Origin of the sequence: Stagnimonas aquatica (assembly GCF_003730135.1) — a bacterium.
Lineage (GTDB): Bacteria > Pseudomonadota > Gammaproteobacteria > Nevskiales > Nevskiaceae > Stagnimonas > Stagnimonas aquatica.
In genome coordinates this window covers 292,062-311,415 of the sequence record NZ_RJVO01000004.1, presented here as the reverse complement: position 1 = coordinate 311,415, position 19,354 = coordinate 292,062, and the positions used below count along the sequence as shown (strand labels likewise).

20 protein-coding genes are annotated in these 19,354 nt (G+C 67.8%); 8 read left to right on the top strand and 12 right to left on the bottom strand.

Translation table 11 applies throughout. From position 1 onward, the window contains the following. Nucleotides 1-82: 82 nt before the first annotated feature. The gene (gene grxD / locus ED208_RS10980; RefSeq protein ID WP_123211938.1) at nucleotides 83-412 is read right to left on the bottom strand and encodes a Grx4 family monothiol glutaredoxin; all 330 of its coding nucleotides are present in this window, start codon (nucleotides 410-412) and stop codon (nucleotides 83-85) included. Nucleotides 413-690: 278 nt separating this feature from the next. Between grxD and ED208_RS10975 the strand changes: the two genes are divergently transcribed. From ED208_RS10975 to nadC, 3 genes are all read left to right on the top strand, one after another. Next, nucleotides 691-1,266, top strand: coding sequence for a superoxide dismutase (locus ED208_RS10975; protein WP_123211937.1), 576 nt, complete (start codon nucleotides 691-693; stop codon nucleotides 1,264-1,266). 65 nt (nucleotides 1,267-1,331) lie between these two features. Then, nucleotides 1,332-2,228, top strand: a complete 897-nt coding sequence (argF, locus tag ED208_RS10970; RefSeq protein WP_123211936.1) for an ornithine carbamoyltransferase — start codon at nucleotides 1,332-1,334, stop codon at nucleotides 2,226-2,228. 22 nt (nucleotides 2,229-2,250) lie between these two features. Then, a complete protein-coding gene (nadC, locus tag ED208_RS10965; protein WP_123211935.1) occupies nucleotides 2,251-3,114 on the top strand; it encodes a carboxylating nicotinate-nucleotide diphosphorylase in 864 nt (287 codons plus the stop codon). 188 nt (nucleotides 3,115-3,302) lie between these two features. Here nadC and ahpF read toward each other — a convergent pair whose 3' ends face one another. The 4 genes from ahpF to sppA all read right to left on the bottom strand — a co-directional run bounded on the left by ahpF (nucleotide 3,303) and on the right by sppA (nucleotide 8,500). Beyond that, nucleotides 3,303-4,886: an alkyl hydroperoxide reductase subunit F gene (ahpF, locus tag ED208_RS10960; protein WP_123211934.1), complete on the bottom strand. Its 1,584-nt coding sequence runs from the start codon at nucleotides 4,884-4,886 to the stop codon at nucleotides 3,303-3,305. A 125-nt stretch (nucleotides 4,887-5,011) separates the two neighbouring features. Continuing rightward, entirely contained in the window at nucleotides 5,012-5,575 is a 564-nt protein-coding gene (ahpC, locus tag ED208_RS10955; RefSeq protein WP_123211933.1) for an alkyl hydroperoxide reductase subunit C, read from the bottom strand. A gap of 147 nt (nucleotides 5,576-5,722) precedes the next feature. Further along, nucleotides 5,723-6,622 carry an alpha/beta fold hydrolase gene (locus ED208_RS10950; protein WP_123211932.1) on the bottom strand — a complete coding sequence of 300 codons (900 nt, stop codon included), beginning with the start codon at nucleotides 6,620-6,622 and terminating at the stop codon, nucleotides 5,723-5,725. A gap of 15 nt (nucleotides 6,623-6,637) precedes the next feature. Further along, nucleotides 6,638-8,500: a signal peptide peptidase SppA gene (gene sppA, locus ED208_RS10945; RefSeq protein WP_123211931.1), complete on the bottom strand. Its 1,863-nt coding sequence runs from the start codon at nucleotides 8,498-8,500 to the stop codon at nucleotides 6,638-6,640. A 289-nt stretch (nucleotides 8,501-8,789) separates the two neighbouring features. Between sppA and ED208_RS10940 the strand changes: the two genes are divergently transcribed. The 5 genes from ED208_RS10940 to ED208_RS10920 all read left to right on the top strand — a co-directional run bounded on the left by ED208_RS10940 (nucleotide 8,790) and on the right by ED208_RS10920 (nucleotide 12,782). Then, complete coding sequence (locus ED208_RS10940) at nucleotides 8,790-9,386, top strand: peroxiredoxin (RefSeq protein ID WP_123211930.1); 597 nt, start codon at nucleotides 8,790-8,792, stop codon at nucleotides 9,384-9,386. 92 nt (nucleotides 9,387-9,478) lie between these two features. Beyond that, the gene (gene trxB / locus ED208_RS10935; protein ID WP_123211929.1) at nucleotides 9,479-10,438 is read left to right on the top strand and encodes a thioredoxin-disulfide reductase; all 960 of its coding nucleotides are present in this window, start codon (nucleotides 9,479-9,481) and stop codon (nucleotides 10,436-10,438) included. A 156-nt stretch (nucleotides 10,439-10,594) separates the two neighbouring features. Continuing rightward, nucleotides 10,595-11,212, top strand: a complete 618-nt coding sequence (locus ED208_RS10930; RefSeq protein ID WP_123212023.1) for a glutathione S-transferase family protein — start codon at nucleotides 10,595-10,597, stop codon at nucleotides 11,210-11,212. Continuing rightward, the gene (locus ED208_RS10925; RefSeq protein ID WP_123211928.1) at nucleotides 11,212-11,664 is read left to right on the top strand and encodes a C40 family peptidase; all 453 of its coding nucleotides are present in this window, start codon (nucleotides 11,212-11,214) and stop codon (nucleotides 11,662-11,664) included. Before ED208_RS10930 ends, ED208_RS10925 begins: the two co-directional genes overlap by 1 nt. Nucleotides 11,665-11,741: 77 nt before the next feature. Further along, nucleotides 11,742-12,782 (top strand): cyclic nucleotide-binding domain-containing protein, encoded by a 1,041-nt coding sequence (locus tag ED208_RS10920; protein ID WP_123211927.1) that lies wholly within the window; start codon nucleotides 11,742-11,744, stop codon nucleotides 12,780-12,782. Between the two features lie 25 nt (nucleotides 12,783-12,807). Here the strand turns inward: ED208_RS10920 and ED208_RS10915 are convergent, their stop codons facing one another. Genes ED208_RS10915 through fabF form a run of 7 tightly spaced genes read right to left on the bottom strand, consistent with a single transcriptional unit; the run spans nucleotide 12,808 to nucleotide 19,352 of the window. After that, nucleotides 12,808-13,167: a PilZ domain-containing protein gene (locus ED208_RS10915; protein ID WP_123211926.1), complete on the bottom strand. Its 360-nt coding sequence runs from the start codon at nucleotides 13,165-13,167 to the stop codon at nucleotides 12,808-12,810. Nucleotides 13,168-13,211: 44 nt separating this feature from the next. Beyond that, nucleotides 13,212-14,240 (bottom strand): DNA polymerase III subunit delta', encoded by a 1,029-nt coding sequence (gene holB, locus ED208_RS10910; protein WP_123211925.1) that lies wholly within the window; start codon nucleotides 14,238-14,240, stop codon nucleotides 13,212-13,214. After that, the gene (tmk, locus tag ED208_RS10905; RefSeq protein ID WP_123211924.1) at nucleotides 14,237-14,857 is read right to left on the bottom strand and encodes a dTMP kinase; all 621 of its coding nucleotides are present in this window, start codon (nucleotides 14,855-14,857) and stop codon (nucleotides 14,237-14,239) included. Before tmk ends, holB begins: the two co-directional genes overlap by 4 nt. Continuing rightward, nucleotides 14,854-15,888 carry an endolytic transglycosylase MltG gene (gene mltG / locus ED208_RS10900; protein ID WP_123211923.1) on the bottom strand — a complete coding sequence of 345 codons (1,035 nt, stop codon included), beginning with the start codon at nucleotides 15,886-15,888 and terminating at the stop codon, nucleotides 14,854-14,856. Before mltG ends, tmk begins: the two co-directional genes overlap by 4 nt. A gap of 40 nt (nucleotides 15,889-15,928) precedes the next feature. Further along, nucleotides 15,929-16,780 (bottom strand): aminodeoxychorismate lyase, encoded by an 852-nt coding sequence (gene pabC / locus ED208_RS10895; protein WP_123211922.1) that lies wholly within the window; start codon nucleotides 16,778-16,780, stop codon nucleotides 15,929-15,931. Further along, entirely contained in the window at nucleotides 16,777-18,111 is a 1,335-nt protein-coding gene (locus tag ED208_RS10890; RefSeq protein WP_123211921.1) for an aminodeoxychorismate synthase component I, read from the bottom strand. The genes pabC and ED208_RS10890 overlap by 4 nt, the downstream gene beginning before the upstream one ends. After that, nucleotides 18,111-19,352, bottom strand: a complete 1,242-nt coding sequence (gene fabF, locus ED208_RS10885) for a beta-ketoacyl-ACP synthase II (RefSeq protein WP_123211920.1) — start codon at nucleotides 19,350-19,352, stop codon at nucleotides 18,111-18,113. The genes ED208_RS10890 and fabF overlap by 1 nt, the downstream gene beginning before the upstream one ends. Nucleotides 19,353-19,354: the final 2 nt, after the last annotated feature.

The following is a 19,354-nucleotide window of genomic DNA, read 5'->3' as shown; positions in this document are numbered from 1 at the left end:
TTGACGCCAATGTCAGCGTTCTGGAACCCGGACAAGAAAAAACCCGCCATCGGGGCGGGTTTTTCGTCCAGCAAGGCGGGCGTCAGGCGGCGGCTTTGCGACCGACCGCCTCTTCCAGCATCTTCTTCAGCTCACCGGTCTGGTAGAGGTCGAGGGTGATGTCGCAGCCGCCGACCAGTTCGCCCTTGACGTAGAGCTGCGGGAACGTCGGCCAGTTGGCGAACTTCGGCAGCGCGCGATAGACCTCTTCGTCCTCGTAGATGTTCACATAGGCGTACTCCACACCGCAGGCGTTGAGCGCCTGCACGGTGCGCGCGGAAAAGCCGCACTGAGGGAAGTCCGGGCTGCCCTTCATGTAGACGATGACGGGGTTTTCGCTGACCTGCTGCTTGATGCGCTCTAGCGCGTCCATCTGGAACTCCTTGTTCGGATTCTTCAGACCCGGGAAACCCGGCCTTGAATCCCTTGCTGACTGATACGGTGCCTCGTAAGGCGGCGGATTATACGCGCGAGTTCCGTGCCAAAAATGAACACCGGCCGCCACCCACCTGCGCGAAGTTGATCGGTAGGCAGCTCGACGCCGACCGGCAAGGTTGAATTTGCAGGGTCGCTCGCCTATGTTGCCCATCCGCTTTTGCACCCCGCTAGGTTCCATCCCAGCCCACGAGGACCTGTTTTCAGGAAAACGCCATGGCCTTTACCCTCCCAGAACTGCCCTACGCGAAGGACGCCCTCGTGCCGCACATGTCGGCCGAGACCTTCGACTACCACTACGCCAAGCACCACAAGGCCTACGTCGACAACGCCAACAAGCTGGTCGCCGGCACCGAGTTCGAGAACCTGTCGATCGAGGACGTGATCAAGAAGTCTTCCGGCAAGATCTTCAACAACGTCGCCCAAATCTGGAACCACACTTTCTTCTGGCACTGCCTGACGCCCAAGCAGACCCCGCCCGGAAAGAAGCTCACCGATGCGCTGGTCAAGCAGTTCGGCGGCGTCGAGGACTTCAAGAAGGCCTTCACCGAAGCCGCGATCAACACCTTCGGCTCCGGCTGGGCCTGGCTGGTGCAGAACGCCGACGGCTCGCTGGCCATCGTCTCCACCCAGGGCGCCGGCAACCCGATGACCGCCGGCCAGAAGCCGCTGCTCACCGCCGATGTCTGGGAACACGCCTACTACATCGACTACCGCAATGCCCGTCCCACCTACCTGGAACACTTCTGGGCGCTGGTGAACTGGGAGTTCGTGGAACAGAATCTCGCCTGAGATTCGCTCCGCCGCCGCACCCGGGCCGCCCAACCAGGCGGCCCTTCTCTTTTGAGTGCCCTGCCATGCCGCGTCATTTCCTCAAGCTTTCCGACCTTTCCGCCGCCGAGATCAACCGGGTCATTGACCGGGCGCGGGCGCTGAAAGCCCAGAAAGCGGCCCTGCCCCAGCCCTTCGCCGGCAAGACCCTGGCGATGATCTTCACCAAGAACTCGACCCGCACCCGGGTGAGCTTCGAGGCCGGCATGGCCAAGCTCGGCGGGCACGCGCTATTCCTGCACGGCGACGCCACCCAGCTTGGCCGCAACGAGCCAATCGCCGACACCGCGCGGGTACTGTCGCGGATGGTCGACGCGATCATGATCCGCAACGACTCGCACCGCGATCAGCAGGAGCTGGCGCGCAATGCCTCGGTGCCGGTCATCAACGGCCTGTGCAATCTGCACCACCCCTGCCAGTTGCTCGCCGACCTGCAGACCTGGATCGAGCATCGCGGTCCCCTGGCCGGCAAGACCGCCGCCTGGGTCGGCGACGGCAACAATGTCTGCCACTCCTGGATCGAGGCCGCCAAGCTGCTCGGCTTCAAGCTGCGCCTGGCCTGCCCGGCCGGCTTCACGCCCGAGGCCGACTTGCTGGCCTGGGCCGGCAACGCCGTGGAAAGTTGCGCCGACGCCGCCAGCGCGGTGCGCGACGCCGACCTGGTGGTCACCGATACCTGGACCAGCATGGGCCAGGAGAAGGAGGAAGCGCAGCGCCTCGCCGCCTTCGCTGCCTACACGGTCAACGCCGAGCTGATGGCGCTGGCCAAGCCGGAAGCGATCTTCCAGCACTGCCTGCCCGCGCACCGTGGCGAGGAAGTGAGCGCCGAGGTCATCGACGGCCCGCAAAGCGTGATCTGGGACGAGGCCGAGAACCGCCTCTGGGCGCAGATGGCGCTGCTCGAATTCCTGCTCGCCGCCTAAGGCCCACGCGAGGTACACGGCCATGAACGAAATCCGGCTGCCCGGCTACGTCAACAATGTGGAAGCCTCGGTGCGCGCCGCGCTGGCCGAAGACCTCGGCACCGCCGGCGACCACACCGCTCGGCTCAGTCCGGACCGCCCGGCGCAGGCGCGGGTGATCTGCCGCGAACCGGCGGTGATCTGCGGCCGCCCCTGGGTGGACGAGGTGTTCCGCCAGCTCGACCCGGAAATCGCGGTGGACTGGCTGGTCGGCGAAGGCGAGCGCGTGGCCGCCGACCAGGTGCTGTTCACCCTCGCCGGTCCGGCGCGCGCCCTGCTCAGTGGCGAGCGCAGCGCCCTGAACTTCCTGCAGACCCTGTCCGGCACCGCCACCGCCGTCGCCACCTACGTGGCGGCGGTCGCCGGCACCGGCTGCGCCATCGCCGACACCCGCAAGACCCTGCCCGGCCTGCGCAACGCCCAGAAGTACGCGGTGCTGATGGGCGGTGGCATCAACCACCGCATCGGTCTCTACGACGGCATCCTGATCAAGGAAAACCACATCGCCGCCGCCGGAGGCATCGCCGCCGCGCTGGCCGCCGCCCGTGCGCTGAATGCCGGCGTGCCGCTGATGACCGAGGCCGAGGACCTCGACGAGGTGCGCGCCGCGCTGGCCGAGAACGTCGATCTGCTGCTGGTCGACGAGCTGCCGGATGACGAAATCCGCGAAGCCGTGCGCCTCACCCGCGCCCACCGGGCGGCGGGCGGGAAGACCGTGATCGAGTATTCCGGCGGCGCCAACCTGGACAACATCCGTCGGCTGGCGGAGACCGGCGTTGATCGCATCTCGGTGGGCGGCATCACCAAGCACCTGCGCGCCGTCGATCTGTCGATGCGCTTCGTCTAGGGAAGCGCCATGCCTCCCCTGCGTGCAGGGGACGGTGTTCGGCGGTCTGCCGGAGGCGCCTGTGGCGCGTCCGGCATGGCCGAACACCCGAAGGCGACGGAGGGGTCCGCACACTCGACGACCCGCGCAGACCCCTCTGTCGCTGGCGCGACATCTCCCCTGCAAGCAGGGGAGACAATACTGAAGCCTCAGGCCGCCGCCTTCTGCGCCTCCGGCGCCGAGCTGCGGATCAGATGATCGAAGGCGCTGAGCGCCGCCTTGGAGCCCTCGCCGATCGCAATCACGATCTGCTTGTAGGGCACCGTGGTGACGTCGCCAGCGGCGAACACCCCCGGCAGCGAGGTCTGACCACGGGCATCGACCTCGATCTCGCCGCGCGGCGACAGTGCCAGCGTGCCCTTGAGCCACTCGCTGTTCGGCAGCAGGCCGATCTGCACGAAGATGCCTTCCAGCTCCACCGTGCTCAGCTCGCCGGTCGCCCGGTTCTTGTAGATCAGACCGTTCACCTTCTGGCCATCGCCGGTCACTTCGGTAGTCTGAGCCGAGGTGATGACCTTGACGTTGGGCAGGCTGTAGAGCTTTCGCTGCAACACCGCGTCGGCGCGCAGCTGGGCATCGAACTCGATCAGGGTGACCTGGCTGACGATGCCGGCGAGATCAATCGCCGCTTCGACGCCGGAGTTACCGCCGCCGATCACCGCCACCCGCTTGCCCTTGAACAGCGGGCCATCGCAGTGCGGGCAGTAGGCCACGCCCTTGTTGCGGTACTCGTTCTCGCCGGGCACGTTCATCTGCCGCCAGCGGGCGCCGGTGGAAACCACCACGGTCTTGGCCTTGAGCGAGGCACCGCTGGCCAGCTGCACCTCGATCAGGCCATCGGCGCCGGCCGGAATCAGCTTCTCGGCGCGCTGCAGATTCATCACGTCCACGTCATAGGCCTTGACGTGCTGCTCCAGCGCGGCGGCCAGCTTGGGGCCTTCGGTTTCCGGCACCGAGATGAAGTTCTCGATGCCCATGGTGTCGAGCACCTGGCCGCCGAAACGCTCGGCGGCGACGCCGGTGCGGATGCCCTTGCGGGCGGCATAGATCGCCGCCGCCGCGCCGGCCGGGCCACCACCCACCACCAGCACATCAAAGGCTGCCTTGGTCTTGAGCTTCTCGGCCTCGCGGGCAGTAGCACCGGTGTCGAGCTTGGCGAGGATTTCCTCCACGCCCATGCGGCCGTTGGCGAAGGGCTGGCCGTTGAGATAGACGCTGGGCACCGCCATTACCTGACGCTGCTCGACCTCGGCCTGGAACAGGGCTCCGTCGATGGCGGTGTGGCGGATGCGCGGATTCAGCACCGCCATCAGATTGAGCGCCTGCACCACGTCGGGGCAGTTCTGGCAGCTCAGCGAGAAATAGGTCTCGAACTGGTAGTCGCCGTCGAGAGCCTTGATCTGCTCGATGACTTCCGGCGACAGCTTCGAGGGATAGCCGCCCACCTGCAGCAGGGCCAGCACCAGCGAGGTGAACTCGTGCCCCATCGGCAGGCCGGCGAAGCTCAGGGCGATCTGCTCACCCGGCGAGCCGAGACTGAAGGACGGCACCCGCGCGCCCTCGGCGCCGCGTTCGCTGACGCTGATCTGCGGCGAAGCTTCCTTGAGGTCTTGCAGCAGGGCCCGCAGTTCCTGCGAGCTGTCGCCGGCGTCAAGGTGGGCGACGATCTCGATGGGCCGCGTGACCCGTTCGAGATAGGTCTTCAACTGGGTTTTGAGATCGGTGTCCAACATGACGGCGGCTCCGTGAATTTTGGGCAAGATTTCCCCGTCCGGAACACCCGGCCGGCGAAACCTTGCGATTTGAGAGTGACTGACCGACCGCCCCAGGCGGGCGGCCAGCCTTGCAGCGGTACGACTTAGATCTTGCCGACCAGATCCAGCGAGGGGGCAATGGTCTTCGCACCTTCCTTCCACTTGGCCGGGCAGACCTGGCCAGGGTTGGCGGCGGTGTACTGGGCCGCCTTGAGCTTGCGCAGGGTCTCCGACACGTCGCGGGCGATCTCGTTGGAGTGGACCTCGGCGGTCTTGATGATGCCTTCCGGGTTGATGACGAAGGTACCGCGCAGGGCCAGGCCCTCGGCGTCGATATGCACATCGAACGCCTTGGTCAGCGTGTGGGTCGGGTCGCCGACCAGCGGGAACTGCGCCTTGCCGACCGCCGGCGAGGTCTCGTGCCAGACCTTGTGCGAGAAGTGGGTGTCGGTGGTGACGATGTAGACCTCGGCGTTGGCCTTCTGGAACTCGGCGTAGCTGTTGGCGGCGTCCTCGACCTCGGTCGGGCAGTTGAAGGTGAAGGCGGCCGGCATGAAGATCAGCACCGACCACTTGCCCTTGAGGCTGGCGTCGGAGACCTCGACAAACTTGCCGTTGTGGAAGGCGGTGGTCTTGAACGGCGGGACAGCGGTGTTGATCAGGGACATCGGCAACTCCTGTTGGGGGGCTAAGGGAACAAACCAGATTTCGATGCGGGCATCTTAGGGGCGGCGGCGGCATACCTGAAATTGATTGCTGCCATGGCCGCCATTGGTGGAGCAAATCGTCGGTACCGCCGTGGGGCGGTGCTGGCGTCAGGACTTCTTGAGCAATTCGCGTACGTCGATCTTGGGCATGGCCTGGGTGTCGACGCGCAGCCAGCTGAGCGTGCTCTCCGCCTTGGCCGACAGCGCGCCGCCGGGCATCAGGAAGTCCATCACCGCGCGATTGAACTCGTCCGGAAACTCCATCGGCAGACCGTGATGGGCAGCCTGGAACAGCCGGCAACGGCCGTCCGGCAGGGCTTCGGTGAAGTTCTGTGCCAGCCGGGGCTCGAAGTAGTCGAGTTCCGAGGCCAGCACCAGGGTGGGCATGCGCAGCCACTGCAGCTTGTCCTGCACCGACCAGCCGGACAGGGCACGCAGGCTGGCCAGGTACACCGACTTCGGAACCCGGCCGTTGCGCAGCGCAACCTGGGCACGCAGCTCGGCCTGCTCCGGCCGGGGGAACATTGCTGCGGCGGTCCGGCGCGACAGTGCCGGGATACCGATCAGACGCACCATCAGCAGGCGGTACCAGAGCATCTGCCGCTGCTTGAAGGTGCGCGGCCGGAACTCCGGCAGGGTGTTGCTCAGCACCAGCTTGACGATGCGCTCGGGCCGCAGGATGGCCATCTGCATGGCCACCGCGCCACCCAGGGAATGGCCAACCACGGCATGACTGCCGAGTTGCAGCTGTTCAACCAGTTGCAGCAGATCGGTAGCGAAGCGCTCTACCGAATAGGGACCGATGTCATCGCTGTCGCCATGGCCGCGCAGATCGGGGGCGATGACCCGGAAGATGCGCGAGAAATGGGCGATCTGCGCCTCCCAGTCGCCGTGGCTGGCGCCCAGGCCGTGGATCAGCAGCAGCGGCGGACCCTGGCCCTGGTCGACATAGGCCAGCCGCGCGCCGTTAACCAGGGCCTGGCGGATCGGGGCGGGTTCGCTGTTCACCTCACCGCTCCGCCATCAGGGCCGGCCCAGGTTCACCGCGCAGAAGCAGCGGGCGTAGGCGCCACGGGGATCGTTGATCCAGCCTAGCGAGGAGCGCAGTTCCGGGGCCTGGCTGAGCTGACGGACCAGGCCGGAAAGGCTGCCCAGCGCCTGTGACCGCACCGCCGCCTGACCGAAGAAATGCAGTAGCGCCTGGAACGGCGTGGACATGCCCGGATGACGCTCGTCCAACTCGTAGCTGCCGCTGTCGAGTTGCGCCAGCTCGGCGGCGGTGGTCACCGCCGCGTCCAGCCCACCGAAGCTGTCGACCAGCCCCAGATCCTTGGCCTTCAGACCGCTCCAGACCCGGCCGCGGGCGATGCGGTCCACCGCCTCCGGCTGCAGCGAGCGCCCCTCGGCCACCCCGTTGATGAAGTCGCGATAACCCTTCTCGATGCTGCTCTGGATGATCGCCTTCACCTCCGGCGTCAGCGGCCGGTCGATACGCATGGCGCCCGCCAGCGGCGTCGTACCAACACCGTCGGTATGGATACCCAGCTTTTCCAGCGGCTTGTCGATGGTCGGCACCAGCCCGAAGATGCCGATCGAACCGGTGATGGTGCTCTCGTGGGCGATGATCTTGTCCGCCGCCATGCTCACCCAGTAGCCGCCGCTGGCCGCCACCGAGGACATCGAGGCCACCACCGGCTTGCCGTCGGCCTTCAGCGCCTGCACCGCGCGACGGATCTGCTCGGAGGCGTAGACGCTGCCGCCGGGCGAGTCCACCCGCAGCACCACGGCCGCCACCTGATCGTCGCGGCGCGCCTCGTCGAGCAGGTCGGCGATGGTGTCGCCACCGGCATAGCCGGGCTCGCCCGGGCCGTCGACGATCTCGCCCTGCACCACCACGAGGGCGATCTTGCTGGCCGCCGGCGGGGCCTTGCGGCTGGAATGCACGGCGCGCAGGTAATCCTCCGACCAGATCTGGCGGAAGCTGCCGAGGTCCTCGTCCATGCCGACGGTCTCGGCCATGCGCTGGCGGAATTCGCTGAGCGTCTCGATGTGGGTGACCAGCTTGGCTTCCTTGGCGTAGGCGGCGGCGTCGCCCTGCAGGCGCTGCATGCCGTCGGCCATGCCATTCACGTACTGGTCGATGCTGTCGGTGGGCAGCTGCCGCGCCACCGAGGTGAGGCTGCCGTAGCGGCTCCAGAGATCGCCCAGCCAGTCGAGGTTGGCGGTCTTGGCCTCCGCCGACATGTCGTTGCGGATGAACGGCTCCACCGCCGACTTGTACTCGCCGACCCGGAACACATTGACCACCACCCCGAGCTTGTCGAGCGCGTCCTTGAAATACATCTGCTGGCTGGACAGACCCTCGACCGCGACCATGCCCAGCGGGTCGATGGAGATGTCGTTGGCGTGGGCGGCGACGAAGTAATGGCTCTGCTCGTAGCTGGGCGCGTAGGCGTGCACCGGCTTGCCGGATGCCTTGAAGCGGTCGATGGCGGCGTTCAGCTCTTCCAGCTGCGCCAGACCGGCGCTGTGCAGACCGTCGAGCTTGACCACCGCCATGCTCACGCGCGGATCAATACGGGCCGCGTCGAGGGCGTCGATCAGGTCGCGCAACAGGGTCTGCGAGGGCAGCTCGCCGCCGAACTGCTCGGCCAGGCGTTGCGCCGGCTCCAGGTCGATCTGCTCGACCAGGGCGCCGGACGGCGCCACCACCAGGGCGACATTGTCCTCCACCACCACCGGCGGGCCGCCGCGGGTGCTGACCCAGAGCAGACTCAGCGAGGTGATCAGCAGCAGGATCACCACCAGCCGGTAGGCCCAGACCACCAGATTCCAGACACCCTGGAAAAGACGCACGAACAAGGGGCGGCGGACGGGTTCGCTCATGGAGGCATCACGGAGAGTTGAGTGGAAAGTATGACACGCGAGTTCCGGTGAACGTTCTAATCGGCCCGCTGTGCTCTATGCGGGATGGGCGGATCAACGGGCTTCGCGCCGGGGCCAAACGCGGCGGAACCAGCCCTTCACGCCATAGTCTCGCGCTATGCGGCGGATACGCGCTCTTGCTTTGACCGTCGCGGCACCCATTCCTAGACTGCCCGGCGTCCGCTAGAGTCGCCGCCCCGCGCCGATCCACCGCCGTCGCCAACCCGCATTCGCACCAAGGAATCCAGCCATGAGCGTACTCGTCAACCGTCCCGCCCCCGACTTCAAGTCCGCCGCCGTGCTCGGCGACGGCAGCCTGGGCGAGTTCCGGCTTTCCGAACTGCGCGGCAAGCCGGTGGTGCTGTTCTTCTGGCCGCTGGACTTCACCTTCGTCTGTCCCAGCGAGATCATCGCCCATGACCACCGCCTGAAGGAGTTCCAGGAGCGCGGCGTGCAGCTGGTCGGCGTTTCCATCGACAGCCAGTTCACCCATTTCGCCTGGCGCAACACCCCGATCAACCAGGGCGGCATCGGCCCGGTCGGCTTCCCCATCGTCGCCGACATCAACCACGACATCGTCCGCGCCTACGGCGTCGAGCACCAGGACGGCGTCGCCTTCCGCGCCTCCTTCCTGATCGACAAGAACGGCATCGTCCAGCACCAGACGGTCAACAACCTGCCGCTCGGCCGCAATGTCGACGAGATGCTGCGTCTGGTCGACGCCCTGCAATTCCACGAGGAGTACGGCGAGGTCTGCCCGGCCGGCTGGAAGAAGGGCGACCAGGGCATGAAGGCCACCGCCGAGGGCGTTGCCAGCTATCTCGCCGAGAACGCCGGCAAGCTGTAGGGCTGACTGGCCGTCGGCCGTAAGCCGACGGCGATGGCGGGCCGGGCGTCCTCCGCCTGGCCGCCGCACCGAATTCGCGCAAGGAGCAAACCATGTCCACCCCCGTCCACCATCCCCTGATCATTCTCGGCTCGGGTCCCGCCGGCTACACCGCTGCGGTCTATGCCGCGCGCGCCAACCTCAAGCCGGTGATGATCACCGGCCTGGAAGTCGGCGGTCAGCTGATGACCACCACCGAAGTCGACAACTGGCCCGGCGATGTCCACGGCCTGATGGGCCCGGACCTGATGGCGCGCCTGCAGCAGCATGCCGAGCGCTTCGAGACCCAGTTCGTCTACGACCACATCCACACCGTCGATCTCAAGAACAAGCCCTACACCCTGGTCGGCGACCAGGGCAGCTACAGCTGCGACGCCCTGATCATCGCCACCGGCGCCTCGGCGAAGTACCTGGGCCTGCCCAGCGAGCAGGAATTCCGCGGCAAGGGCGTTTCCGCCTGCGCGACCTGCGACGGCTTCTTCTACAAGGGCCAGGAAGTCGCAGTGATCGGCGGCGGCAACACCGCCGTCGAGGAGGCGCTCTACCTCGCCAACATCGCCAGCAAGGTCACCATCGTCCACCGCCGTGACAAGTTCAAGGGTGAGAAGATCCTGCACGACAAGCTGTTCAAGAAGGCGGTCGAAGGCAAGGTGGAAATCATCTGGAATTCGACCCTGGACGAGGTGCTGGGCGACGCCAGCGGCGTCACCGGCATGCGGGTGAAGAACCTGCAAACCGGCGAACTGCGCGAGATCGGCCTGAAGGGCGTGTTCGTGGCCATCGGCCACTCGCCCAACACCGCCATCTTCGAAGGCCAACTGGCGATGGAAGGCGGCTATCTGAAGGTGAAGTCCGGCTCCGCCGGCGACGCCACCGCCACCTCGGTGCCCGGGGTGTTCGCCGCCGGAGACGTGCAGGATCACGTCTACCGCCAGGCGATCACCAGCGCCGGCACCGGCTGCCAGGCGGCGCTGGATGCCGAACGCTATCTGGATCAGCTCGGCGGGCACTGAAGCGGTTTTTCGCGACAAGACCACGCCCGCCAGCCCCCTGGCGGGCGTTTTGTCGCATACGGCAAGCCCCCCCTGAACCGGCGAGGCGAGCAGCCCCTCGGGCGCCGTACTATGCGTGAGGATCAACACAGCACGGCCGAGGGAGGCCGGATCGGCATGAAGATGAAGCTGTACGGCTCCAAGACCTCGCCGTTCTCGCGCAAGGTGCTGGTCGCCATCGAGGAACTGGCGCTGGGCAGCCTGGTAGAGCGTGTCGGCGTGGACCCCTTCAATCCTCCGGAGGAATTCCTGGCCGCTAATCCACTGGCGCAGATCCCCGCCCTGGTCACCGAGAAGGGGGAATGCCTGCCCGGCTCCGATCTGATCATCGAGTACCTGATGGGTCGCAGCCGTGGTCTCGCCTCGCTGCCGCGCGGCAGCCAGCGCTGGGCGGCGCTGCGGCGGGCGACGCTGGCCGATGGCGTCACCGAGGCGGCGGTAGCGATGCTGCTGGAATCACGCCGTCCGCCCGAACGGCAACACCAGCCCTGGACCGAGCGCAAGCGCGCCGCCGTGCTGCGCGGTCTGGACGGGCTCGAACGGGACGCCGCCGGCCTGCTCAGCGAGCAACCCAGCACCACCGAGATCAGCGTCGGCTGCGCCCTGGGCTATCTCGACTTCCGCTTCCCCGAACTGCAATGGCGTGAGGGCCGCCCCGCCCTCGCCGCCTGGTATGCCGGCTTCAGCCAGCGCCCCTCCATGCAGCGCACCGCACCACCCGGCAGCACGATCTGATGCGAGCCGCCTGGCCTCTGCTGCTGCTCGCCTTGCTGACCGCTTGCGCCTCGCGGCCACCCGGCGAGGAACGCGCGCTCAGGCAGGCAATCCGCGTCGATGCCCTGGCGCAGGTCGGCAAGCCCTACCGCTACGGCGGCCGGGGGCCGGACGCTTTCGACTGCTCCGGACTGGTCGGCTATGTCTACGGCCGCGCCGGCATCAAGCTGCCGCGCAGCACGCTCGACCTCTACCGCAGCGGCGATGCCATCGACCGCGACGAGGCCCGCAGCGGCGACCTGCTGTTCTACCGCTTCGAGGATGGCAAGCGCGATCCCAGCCATGTGGTGATCTATCTCGGCGACGGTGAGGCCGTACACGCACCCGTCAGCGGCGGCGCGGTACGCGCCACCCGCATCGACGTGCCCTGGTTCCAGAAGCGCTATGCCGGCGCCCGGCGGGTGATCGAATAAGGGTCCAGCCGCACTAGGTCGGCGTGTTATCGTTCCGACCAACCCGCAGGGACCCAATAGAGACTAGGGATCGCACGATGTCGGAGCTTGTCAGCCCAGCCCTGTTCGCCACGCTGGTGCCGCTCAATGCCTTGAAGTCGGACAGCCAGTCACGACTGGCGAAGACTGCCAGCATCGGCGAGGTCGCCGCCGGAGATCTGCTGTTCCGGGTCGGCGAAAGCGCCAGCAAGGCGCTGTACCTGCTCTCCGGCGAAGTGCAACTGGAAGACGCCAGCGGCCGGCCACTCGCCCGTCTGGTCGCCGGCAGCCCCGAAGCCGCCCACCGTATCGCCCATCAGTCGCCGCGCAAGGTGGCGGCGCGCGCGCTCGGCAACGCCCGTCTGCTGGCGGTCGATGCCAGCCTGCTGGACGTAATGCTGACCTGGGATCAGACCGGCAAGTTCGAGGTCGAGGAACTCGGCAGCCAGCCGGACGACGCAGGCGACTGGATGACCCGGCTGCTGCAGATGCCGATCTTCCAGAGCGTGCCGCCGGCCAACTTGCAGGCGATGTTCCTGCGCATGCAGCCGGTCGAGGTCGAGGCTGGCCAGGTGGTGCTCAAGCAGGGTGAAGCGGGCGACTACTTCTACGTCATCACCGAAGGCCGCTGCATGGTCACCCGCGAGGCGCCCAACCAGAAGCCTGTGCGACTGGCCGAGCTGGAGGCCGGCTCCTGCTTCGGCGAGGAGGCGCTGATCTCCGACGACCCACGCAATGCCACCGTCACCATGCTCACCGGCGGCAAGCTCACGCGACTCTCGAAGAGCGATTTCCGCGCCCTGCTCAACGAGCCCTTGTCGCGCAAGCTGAAGTTCGACCAGGCCCAGCGCATGGTCGCCGCCGGAGAGGCGCAGTGGCTGGACGTGCGCATGCCCAGCGAAGTGCAGGCCCAGCCCCTGCCCGGAGCGCTGAACATCCCCTTGTTCATGCTGCGCATGAAGCTGGCGCTACTGGACCGCAACCGCTGCTACATCACCTGCTGCGATTCCGGTCGCCGCTCCTCGGTAGCGGTGTTCGTGCTCACCCAGAAGGGCTACAACGCCTACACCCTCGACGGCGGCCTGCCGCCCAGGCTCTGAGCCTGGCGGCGGTCCGGGCCACCGATCACATCGTGTGGGTCGGCCTATCGGCGCCCAGGGCGCCGGCCAGCAGGGCCTCGATCTTCTTCTGGGTGGCGCCGGCGTCCTGGCTGGAGAACTGCACGCCGATGCCCTGCTGACGCTTGTTCTGGGCACCGCGCGGCGTCACCCAGACCACCTTGCCGGCCACCGGCAGGCGCTCGGCGGAATCCATCAGCGTCAGCAGGATGAACACCTCGTCGCCGAGCTTGTATTGCTTCTCGGTGGGGATGAACAGGCCGCCGTTCTTCACGAAGGGCATGTAGGCGACGTAGAGCGCGCTCTTGTCCTTGATGTTGAGCGTGAGGATGCCGGGCTGGCCGCCAGGTCGCGCGGGGGTGCTCATTGGGGAGGAGATTTCTGGTCGTTGCTGCGAGATGTGATTCGAGATTACGCGCTTGCGCCGGCACCCGCCAGCGTGCGCCAGCGCAGCAGCAGCGACTCCAGCACCAACTGCGGCTGGGCGTTCTGGTTCTCCAGCAACCGCAGGTTTTCGAGCAGCAGCGCCAGAAACTGTTCGTGCCTGGGGCTCCACTGGCCCTGACGCAACTGCCGCAGCAGCGCCTCCTGCCAGTAGCGGCAGAGCGCCGCGACCTCCAGCTTGTCGCGGCCGAACTCGGCGGCGGCCTGCAGGGGGTCGAGCTTGCGTTCCAGCACCTGGCTCAGCAGGGTCTGCCAGCGGCGACGGCGGGCCGGCTGATCCTCGGCGATCCACTCCGCCGCCCGCAGCGGCGCACCACCAGCGTCGGCAAGCAGGGCGGCATCGGCGGCCGGATGCCGCGCCCGCAGCCAGTCCAGCGCCTCGGTGGTCGGCGGCGGCGCGAAACGCAGGGTCTGGCAGCGGCTGCGGATGGTCTGCTTGAGCGCCTGCGGAAACTCGGCGAGAAACAGCAGGTAGGTGTTGGCCGGCGGCTCTTCGATGGTCTTCAGCAGCGCATTGGCGGTGGCCTCGCTCATCGCGCTGGCGGGATGCACCACCACCACCCGCGCGCCACCGAGATGGCTGGCGACGGTGAGCTTTTCCAGCAGGCTGCGAGCGGCATCGACGGCGATGTCGCGACGGGCGCTGTCCTTCTTCGGGGTCCAGAAGCTCAGACCGTCTTCGTGTTGCAGGGAGTCGCTGGCGGCGAGGCCGAGATGCCCATCGGGCGACAGCAGATGGGCGTCCGGATGGCCTCCGGCGGCGAGCATCCGGCAGCCACGGCAATGGCCGCAGGCGCGGCCGAGTTCGTCCGGCTGGCTGCACAACAGACTGGCGGCGACGGCACGGGCGAAGGCGCGCTTGCCGACACCTTCCGGCCCCGCCAGCAGCCAGGCATGGGTGAGTTGGCCGCGCCGGCGCGCGCCGTCGATCTGCGACCACTGCGTCTGTTGCCAGGGCAGCGGCTGGTACCACTCGGTCTCCGCAGCCGCGCTCACAGACGCGCTTCCAGCGCCGCCGCCAGTTGCGCCTGCACTGCGGGCAGCTCCAGGCTGGCGTCGATCAGGGCATAGCGCTCGGGTGCGGCGCGGGCGCGGTCCAGGTAGGCCTGCCGCACCCGCTGCTGGAAGGCCATCGCCTCCGCCTCGAAGCGGTTGGCATCGCCCCGGCTATGCGCTCGCGCCAGGCCCTGCTCGGGCGGCAGATCGAAGACCAGGGTGAGGTCGGGCCGCAGTTCACCGAGCACGAAGGCTTCCAGCTCCGCCAACCGCGCCGCCGGCACGCCACGGCCGGCGCCCTGGTAGGCCCAGCTGGCATCGACGAAACGGTCGCTGATCACCACCGCGCCACGCGCCAGCGCCGGCCGGATGGTGGCGGCCAGGTGGGCGGCGCGGGCGGCGAACATCAGCAGCACCTCGGTTTCCGCCGGCACGCCCTCGTCCCAACTCGACAGCACCAGTCCACGGATGGCCTCGGCCAGTGGCGAACCACCCGGCTCGCGGGTCAGCACCACCTCCCTGCCTAGAACCCGGAAGCGCTCGGCCAGATAGCGCGCGGCGGTGGACTTGCCGGCGCCCTCGCCGCCTTCCAGGGTCAGGAACAGGCCTTGGCTCATGGCGAATCGCGCCGGGGCTGGCCCTTCAACTGGTACTGGCGCACGGCGGCATTGTGCTGGTCCAGGGTCTTGCTGAACTGGTGGCTGCCGTCGCCACGGGAGACGAAGAAGACGCTGCCGTCGTCCTCGGGGTGCAGGGCGGCATGGATGGCGGCACGGCCCGGCAGGCAGATCGGGGTCGGCGGCAGGCCGGAGCGGGTGTAGCTGTTGTAGGGCGTGTCGGTGAGCAGATCGACACGGCGCAGATTGCCGTCAAAGTTCTCGCCCAGGCCGTAGATCACGGTCGGGTCGGTCTGCAAGAGCATGCCCAGGCGCAGGCGACGCACGAACACGCCGGCGATGCGCGGCCGCTCGTAGGCGGCACCGGTTTCCTTCTCGACGATCGAAGCCATGGTCAGCGCCGCCGCCGGGTCGGCGTAGGGCAGGCCTTCGGCGCGCTGCGCCCATTCGGCGGCGAGGGTCTTTTCCATCAGGCTGTGGGCATGGCGCAGGAAGTCCAGGTCGCGCATGCCCTTGGTGAAGCGGTAGGTGTCGGGGAAGAACCGACCCTCCGGGTGCTGCCCGGGCAGCCCCAGCAGGGCCATCAACTGCTCCGGGGAGACCTCCTCCGGCAGGCTGTGGGCGAGGTCGGGATGGATGCGTACCAGATCCAGCATCTGCGCATAGCGCCAGCCTTCGGGGATACGCAGCTCCGACAGCACTGCGCGGCCTTCGACGAACATCCGCAGCGCCTGTAGCGGCGTGGTCCCCGGCGCGAGGTCAAAGTCGCCGGCCTTGATCCGCGTCTGCTGGTCGCGCAGGCGGGTCAGCAACAGCAGGTAGAGCCCCTGGCGCGGGGTGACGAAGGCGTCCACCGCCTGCAACTGGTAGACGACATCGCGCATGCGGTTGCCGCGCTCGATGCTGATCCGCTCCACCTCTTCCAGCGCCAGCGGCTGGTGCAGCAGGCGGTTGGCGTCGTAGTAGCCGACCGCCAGCCCCAGCAGGCCGAGCACGAACAACAGCGCGAGCACACGCAGGAGCTTTTTCATGCGGCAAACCTTAGCAGGAGGTGGGCGGAAAACGACAGCATCAGGGGCTGTCCAGCAGCGCCGGGTGCGCCAGCCCCTGCTGCAGGCGCAGGCTGACCGTCCCCGGCGCCCCGAAGTCGTGATCGTCGAACCGGCGCAGCGGCCAGAGCCCGATCAGGCTGTTGGTGATGAAGGCCTCGCGCGCCGCGCGCAGGCGTTCGACCGGCGCCTCGACGCTGTCCACCGGCAGGCCCAGGCTGCGCGCCAGTTCCAGCACCCGCGCCCGCATCAGGCCGCTGACGCCGCAGTGAGCGAGCTTGGGCGTGCACAGACGGCCCGGCTCCACCCAGAACAGGTTGCTGCGGGTGCCGCAGACGAGATTGCCGGCGGCATCGCACATCAAGGCCTCCTGCACGCCGGACGGCCAGCCGCGCGCGGCGAGGACGTTCTCCAGCCGGTTGAGGTGCTTGACCCCGGCCAGCCGGGGCTGCGCCGCCAGCATCACGGTCGAGCGGATGGCGTTGACGCCCTCGCTCCAGTGGCTGGCCGGGAAACGCGGCGCCGGATAGCGCAGCAGGATGCGGTCGCACTGGCGGGTGGTCGGCGTGTAGCCACGGCCACCGCCGGCACGGGCGAGGATGATCTTGCCGACCACCGGCTGCGCGCGGCCACCGCCCAGCGCCTCCAGCTCGGCTTCCAGCTGGCCGACATGCGGCGGATCGAGTTCCAGTGCCCGGCAGTCGTGCACCAGCTTCACGTAGTGGCGGTCGAAGTCCAGCCAGCGGCCTTCGTGGCGCAGCAGGGTGCGGAACACACCGTCGCCGTAATGCAGCGCCCGGCTGGTGAGGATGGCGGTGCCCGGCGGCCCGCCGTTGACCAGGGCCACCACCTCGCGCGGCAGGTCGGGCGTCATGCCGCCACCCCCAGCGCGCGCAGCAGGCCCTTGGCCTTGGCACGGGTCTCGGCCAGTTCGGCCTCCGGCGTGGAGTCGGCGACGATGCCGCCACCGGCGCGCAGGCTCACCTCGCCATCGGCGACCACCAGGCTGCGGATCAGGATGTTGAGATCGAGCCGGCCGGAGCGCGACAGATAGCCCATCGCACCGGTGTAGGCGCCACGCCCCTCGCCCTCCAGCTCGGCGATGATCTCCATCGAGCGCACCTTCGGGCAGCCGGTGATGGTGCCGCCGGGAAACACCGCAGCAATCGCCTCGCCGGGGCCGACGTCCGGACGCAGCCAGCCGCGCACATTGGAGACGATGTGGTGGACGTGGGCATAGCTCTCCACGGTCATCAGCTCGCTGACCTCGATGCTGCCCGGCTCGCAGACGCGCCCGAGATCGTTGCGTTCGAGGTCGATCAGCATCACGTGCTCGGCGCGCTCCTTGAGGCTGCCGATCAGTTGCTGGCGCAGGGCTGCGTCCTCGCCGGCCCGCTCGGAGCGCGGCCGGGTGCCGGCAATCGGGCGCGTCTGCGCACGCCGCCTGCCGTCCACGTTCTCGATGGCGATCAAGCGCTCCGGCGAGGAACTCAGCACGGTGCTGGAGCCCATGCGCGCCAGGCCGGCGAACGGCGCCGGGTTGCGGCTGCGCAGGCTGCGATAGAGCTGGCCAATGCCGACGCCCGGCTTCAGTCGGGCTCGCCAGGCGCGGGACAGATTGATCTGGAAGGTATCGCCGGCGCGCAGATAGTCGAGCACCCGGCGGACTCCGGACAAATGCCGCTCGGGGTCTTCCTCGCGCACCGTCTCGACCAGCGCTCCCTCGGGCAGCGCCGCGACCGGCTCCGGCACCCGCAGGTCGGCGAGCAAGGTCGCCAGTTCGGCGCCGCTTTCGCTCAGGCAGTGGCTGATGCCGCGCTCGCGATCCACGATGATCGCCGCCGGGCAGCGCACCGCCAGCGCGGTCGGCAGGGCCTGTGGTGCCGACGGCAGGCGCAGGCCCGGCTCGATGTAGCGCGCTGCCTCGTAGGCCAGGAACAGGAACCAGCCGCCGGCGAACGGCAGGCCGTGATCCTCGGCATCCTCGCCAACGGCGGCGCTGAGTTCCGAAAGTTTGCGGAAGAAGTCCGGACTGTCCTCCAGCGTCTCGGCCGATTGCCACTGCGGAAACGCGAACAGCAGATCGTAGCGGCCGGAGGTGGGATGGCCGGCGACGCTTTCGAGCAGGAAGGGATACCGCTCCGGGTTCCGCTCGTGCAGGGCTAGAAGATCGGGCGTTCCTGGAAGCTCGGCGTGTTGCGCCACTAGAGCCGACGGAACGCCAGGGTGCCGTTGGTGCCGCCGAACCCGAAGGAGTTGGAAAGCACCACCTCGACCTTGGCCGGGCGCGCCGTGTGCGGCACGTAGTCCAGGTCGCAACCCTCGCTGGGGTTGTCGAGGTTGATGGTCGGCGGTAGCACCTGATCGCGGATGGCGAGGATCGAGAACACCGCCTCGATGCCGCCAGCAGCGCCGAGCAGGTGCCCGGTCATCGACTTGGTCGAGGACACCGGCAGCTTGCGGGCATGGTCGCCGAAGGCCGCCTTCACCGCCGTGGTCTCGGCGCCGTCGCCGGCCGGCGTCGAGGTGCCATGGGCATTGACGTAATCGACCTGCTCGGGGTTGAGGCCGGCATCCTTCATCGCGCCCTGCATGGCGCGACGGGCGCCGTTGCCGTCTTCCGGTGGCAGGGTGATGTGGTAAGCATCGGAAGACATGCCAAAGCCGATCAGCTCCGCGTAGATGCGGGCACCACGGGCCTTGGCGAACTCGTATTCCTCCAGCACCAGCACGCCGGCACCGTCGCCGAGCACGAAACCATCGCGGTCCTTGTCGAACGGCCGGCTGGCGCGGGTGGGATCGTCGTTGCGGGTGGACAGCGCCCGCGCCTGGCAGAAGCCGGCCATGCCGGCCGGCGCGGAGCCGCACTCGGCGCCACCGGCGACCACCACCTCGGCGTCGCCGTAGCTGATCATCCGGTGCGCCATGCCGATGGAATGCGCGGCGGTGGTGCAGGCGGAGACAGTGGCGAAACTGCCGCCGGTGATGCCCATCTCGATGGAGACGTAGCCGGCGACCATGTTGATGATCGAGCTGGGGACGAAGAACGGCGATACCCGCTTCGGCCCCTTCTCGTGCAGCGCGCGGCATTCGTCCTCGATGGAACCGATGCCGCCGATGCCAGAGCCAATCGTGACCGCGATGCGCTCACGATTGGCGTCGGTAATTTCAAGTCCGGAGTCGCGCAGGGCCTGTTTGGCCGCCGCGACTCCGTAATGAATGAAGGGATCCGTCTTGCGGAGTTCCTTCACTCCCATCCATTCCTCCGCCTTGAAGTCCGGCGAGACCAGACCCGCGAACTTGGTGGTGTAGGCGGAAACATCGTAATGGGTGATCGGGACAATGCCGGATTTACCGGCAAGGATGTTGGCCCAGGCCAGGTCCACGGAGGACCCGACCGGGGAAACAACACCAAGACCCGTCACCACCACGCGGCGGCGCGTCATGC

Bases quoted from the DNA above. Each gene is read 5' to 3' on its own strand.
- grxD (WP_123211938.1), bottom strand. From the start codon at position 412: ATGGACGCGCTAGAGCGCATCAAGCAGCAGGTCAGCGAAAACCCCGTC.
- ED208_RS10975 (WP_123211937.1), top strand. From the start codon at position 691: ATGGCCTTTACCCTCCCAGAACTGCCCTACGCGAAGGACGCCCTCGTG.
- argF (WP_123211936.1), top strand. From the start codon at position 1,332: ATGCCGCGTCATTTCCTCAAGCTTTCCGACCTTTCCGCCGCCGAGATC.
- nadC (WP_123211935.1), top strand. From the start codon at position 2,251: ATGAACGAAATCCGGCTGCCCGGCTACGTCAACAATGTGGAAGCCTCG.
- ahpF (WP_123211934.1), bottom strand. From the start codon at position 4,886: ATGTTGGACACCGATCTCAAAACCCAGTTGAAGACCTATCTCGAACGG.
- ahpC (WP_123211933.1), bottom strand. From the start codon at position 5,575: ATGTCCCTGATCAACACCGCTGTCCCGCCGTTCAAGACCACCGCCTTC.
- sppA (WP_123211931.1), bottom strand. From the start codon at position 8,500: ATGAGCGAACCCGTCCGCCGCCCCTTGTTCGTGCGTCTTTTCCAGGGT.
- ED208_RS10940 (WP_123211930.1), top strand. From the start codon at position 8,790: ATGAGCGTACTCGTCAACCGTCCCGCCCCCGACTTCAAGTCCGCCGCC.
- trxB (WP_123211929.1), top strand. From the start codon at position 9,479: ATGTCCACCCCCGTCCACCATCCCCTGATCATTCTCGGCTCGGGTCCC.
- ED208_RS10930 (WP_123212023.1), top strand. From the start codon at position 10,595: ATGAAGATGAAGCTGTACGGCTCCAAGACCTCGCCGTTCTCGCGCAAG.
- ED208_RS10925 (WP_123211928.1), top strand. From the start codon at position 11,212: ATGCGAGCCGCCTGGCCTCTGCTGCTGCTCGCCTTGCTGACCGCTTGC.
- ED208_RS10920 (WP_123211927.1), top strand. From the start codon at position 11,742: ATGTCGGAGCTTGTCAGCCCAGCCCTGTTCGCCACGCTGGTGCCGCTC.
- ED208_RS10915 (WP_123211926.1), bottom strand. From the start codon at position 13,167: ATGAGCACCCCCGCGCGACCTGGCGGCCAGCCCGGCATCCTCACGCTC.
- tmk (WP_123211924.1), bottom strand. From the start codon at position 14,857: ATGAGCCAAGGCCTGTTCCTGACCCTGGAAGGCGGCGAGGGCGCCGGC.
- mltG (WP_123211923.1), bottom strand. From the start codon at position 15,888: ATGAAAAAGCTCCTGCGTGTGCTCGCGCTGTTGTTCGTGCTCGGCCTG.
- pabC (WP_123211922.1), bottom strand. From the start codon at position 16,780: ATGACGCCCGACCTGCCGCGCGAGGTGGTGGCCCTGGTCAACGGCGGG.
- fabF (WP_123211920.1), bottom strand. From the start codon at position 19,352: ATGACGCGCCGCCGCGTGGTGGTGACGGGTCTTGGTGTTGTTTCCCCG.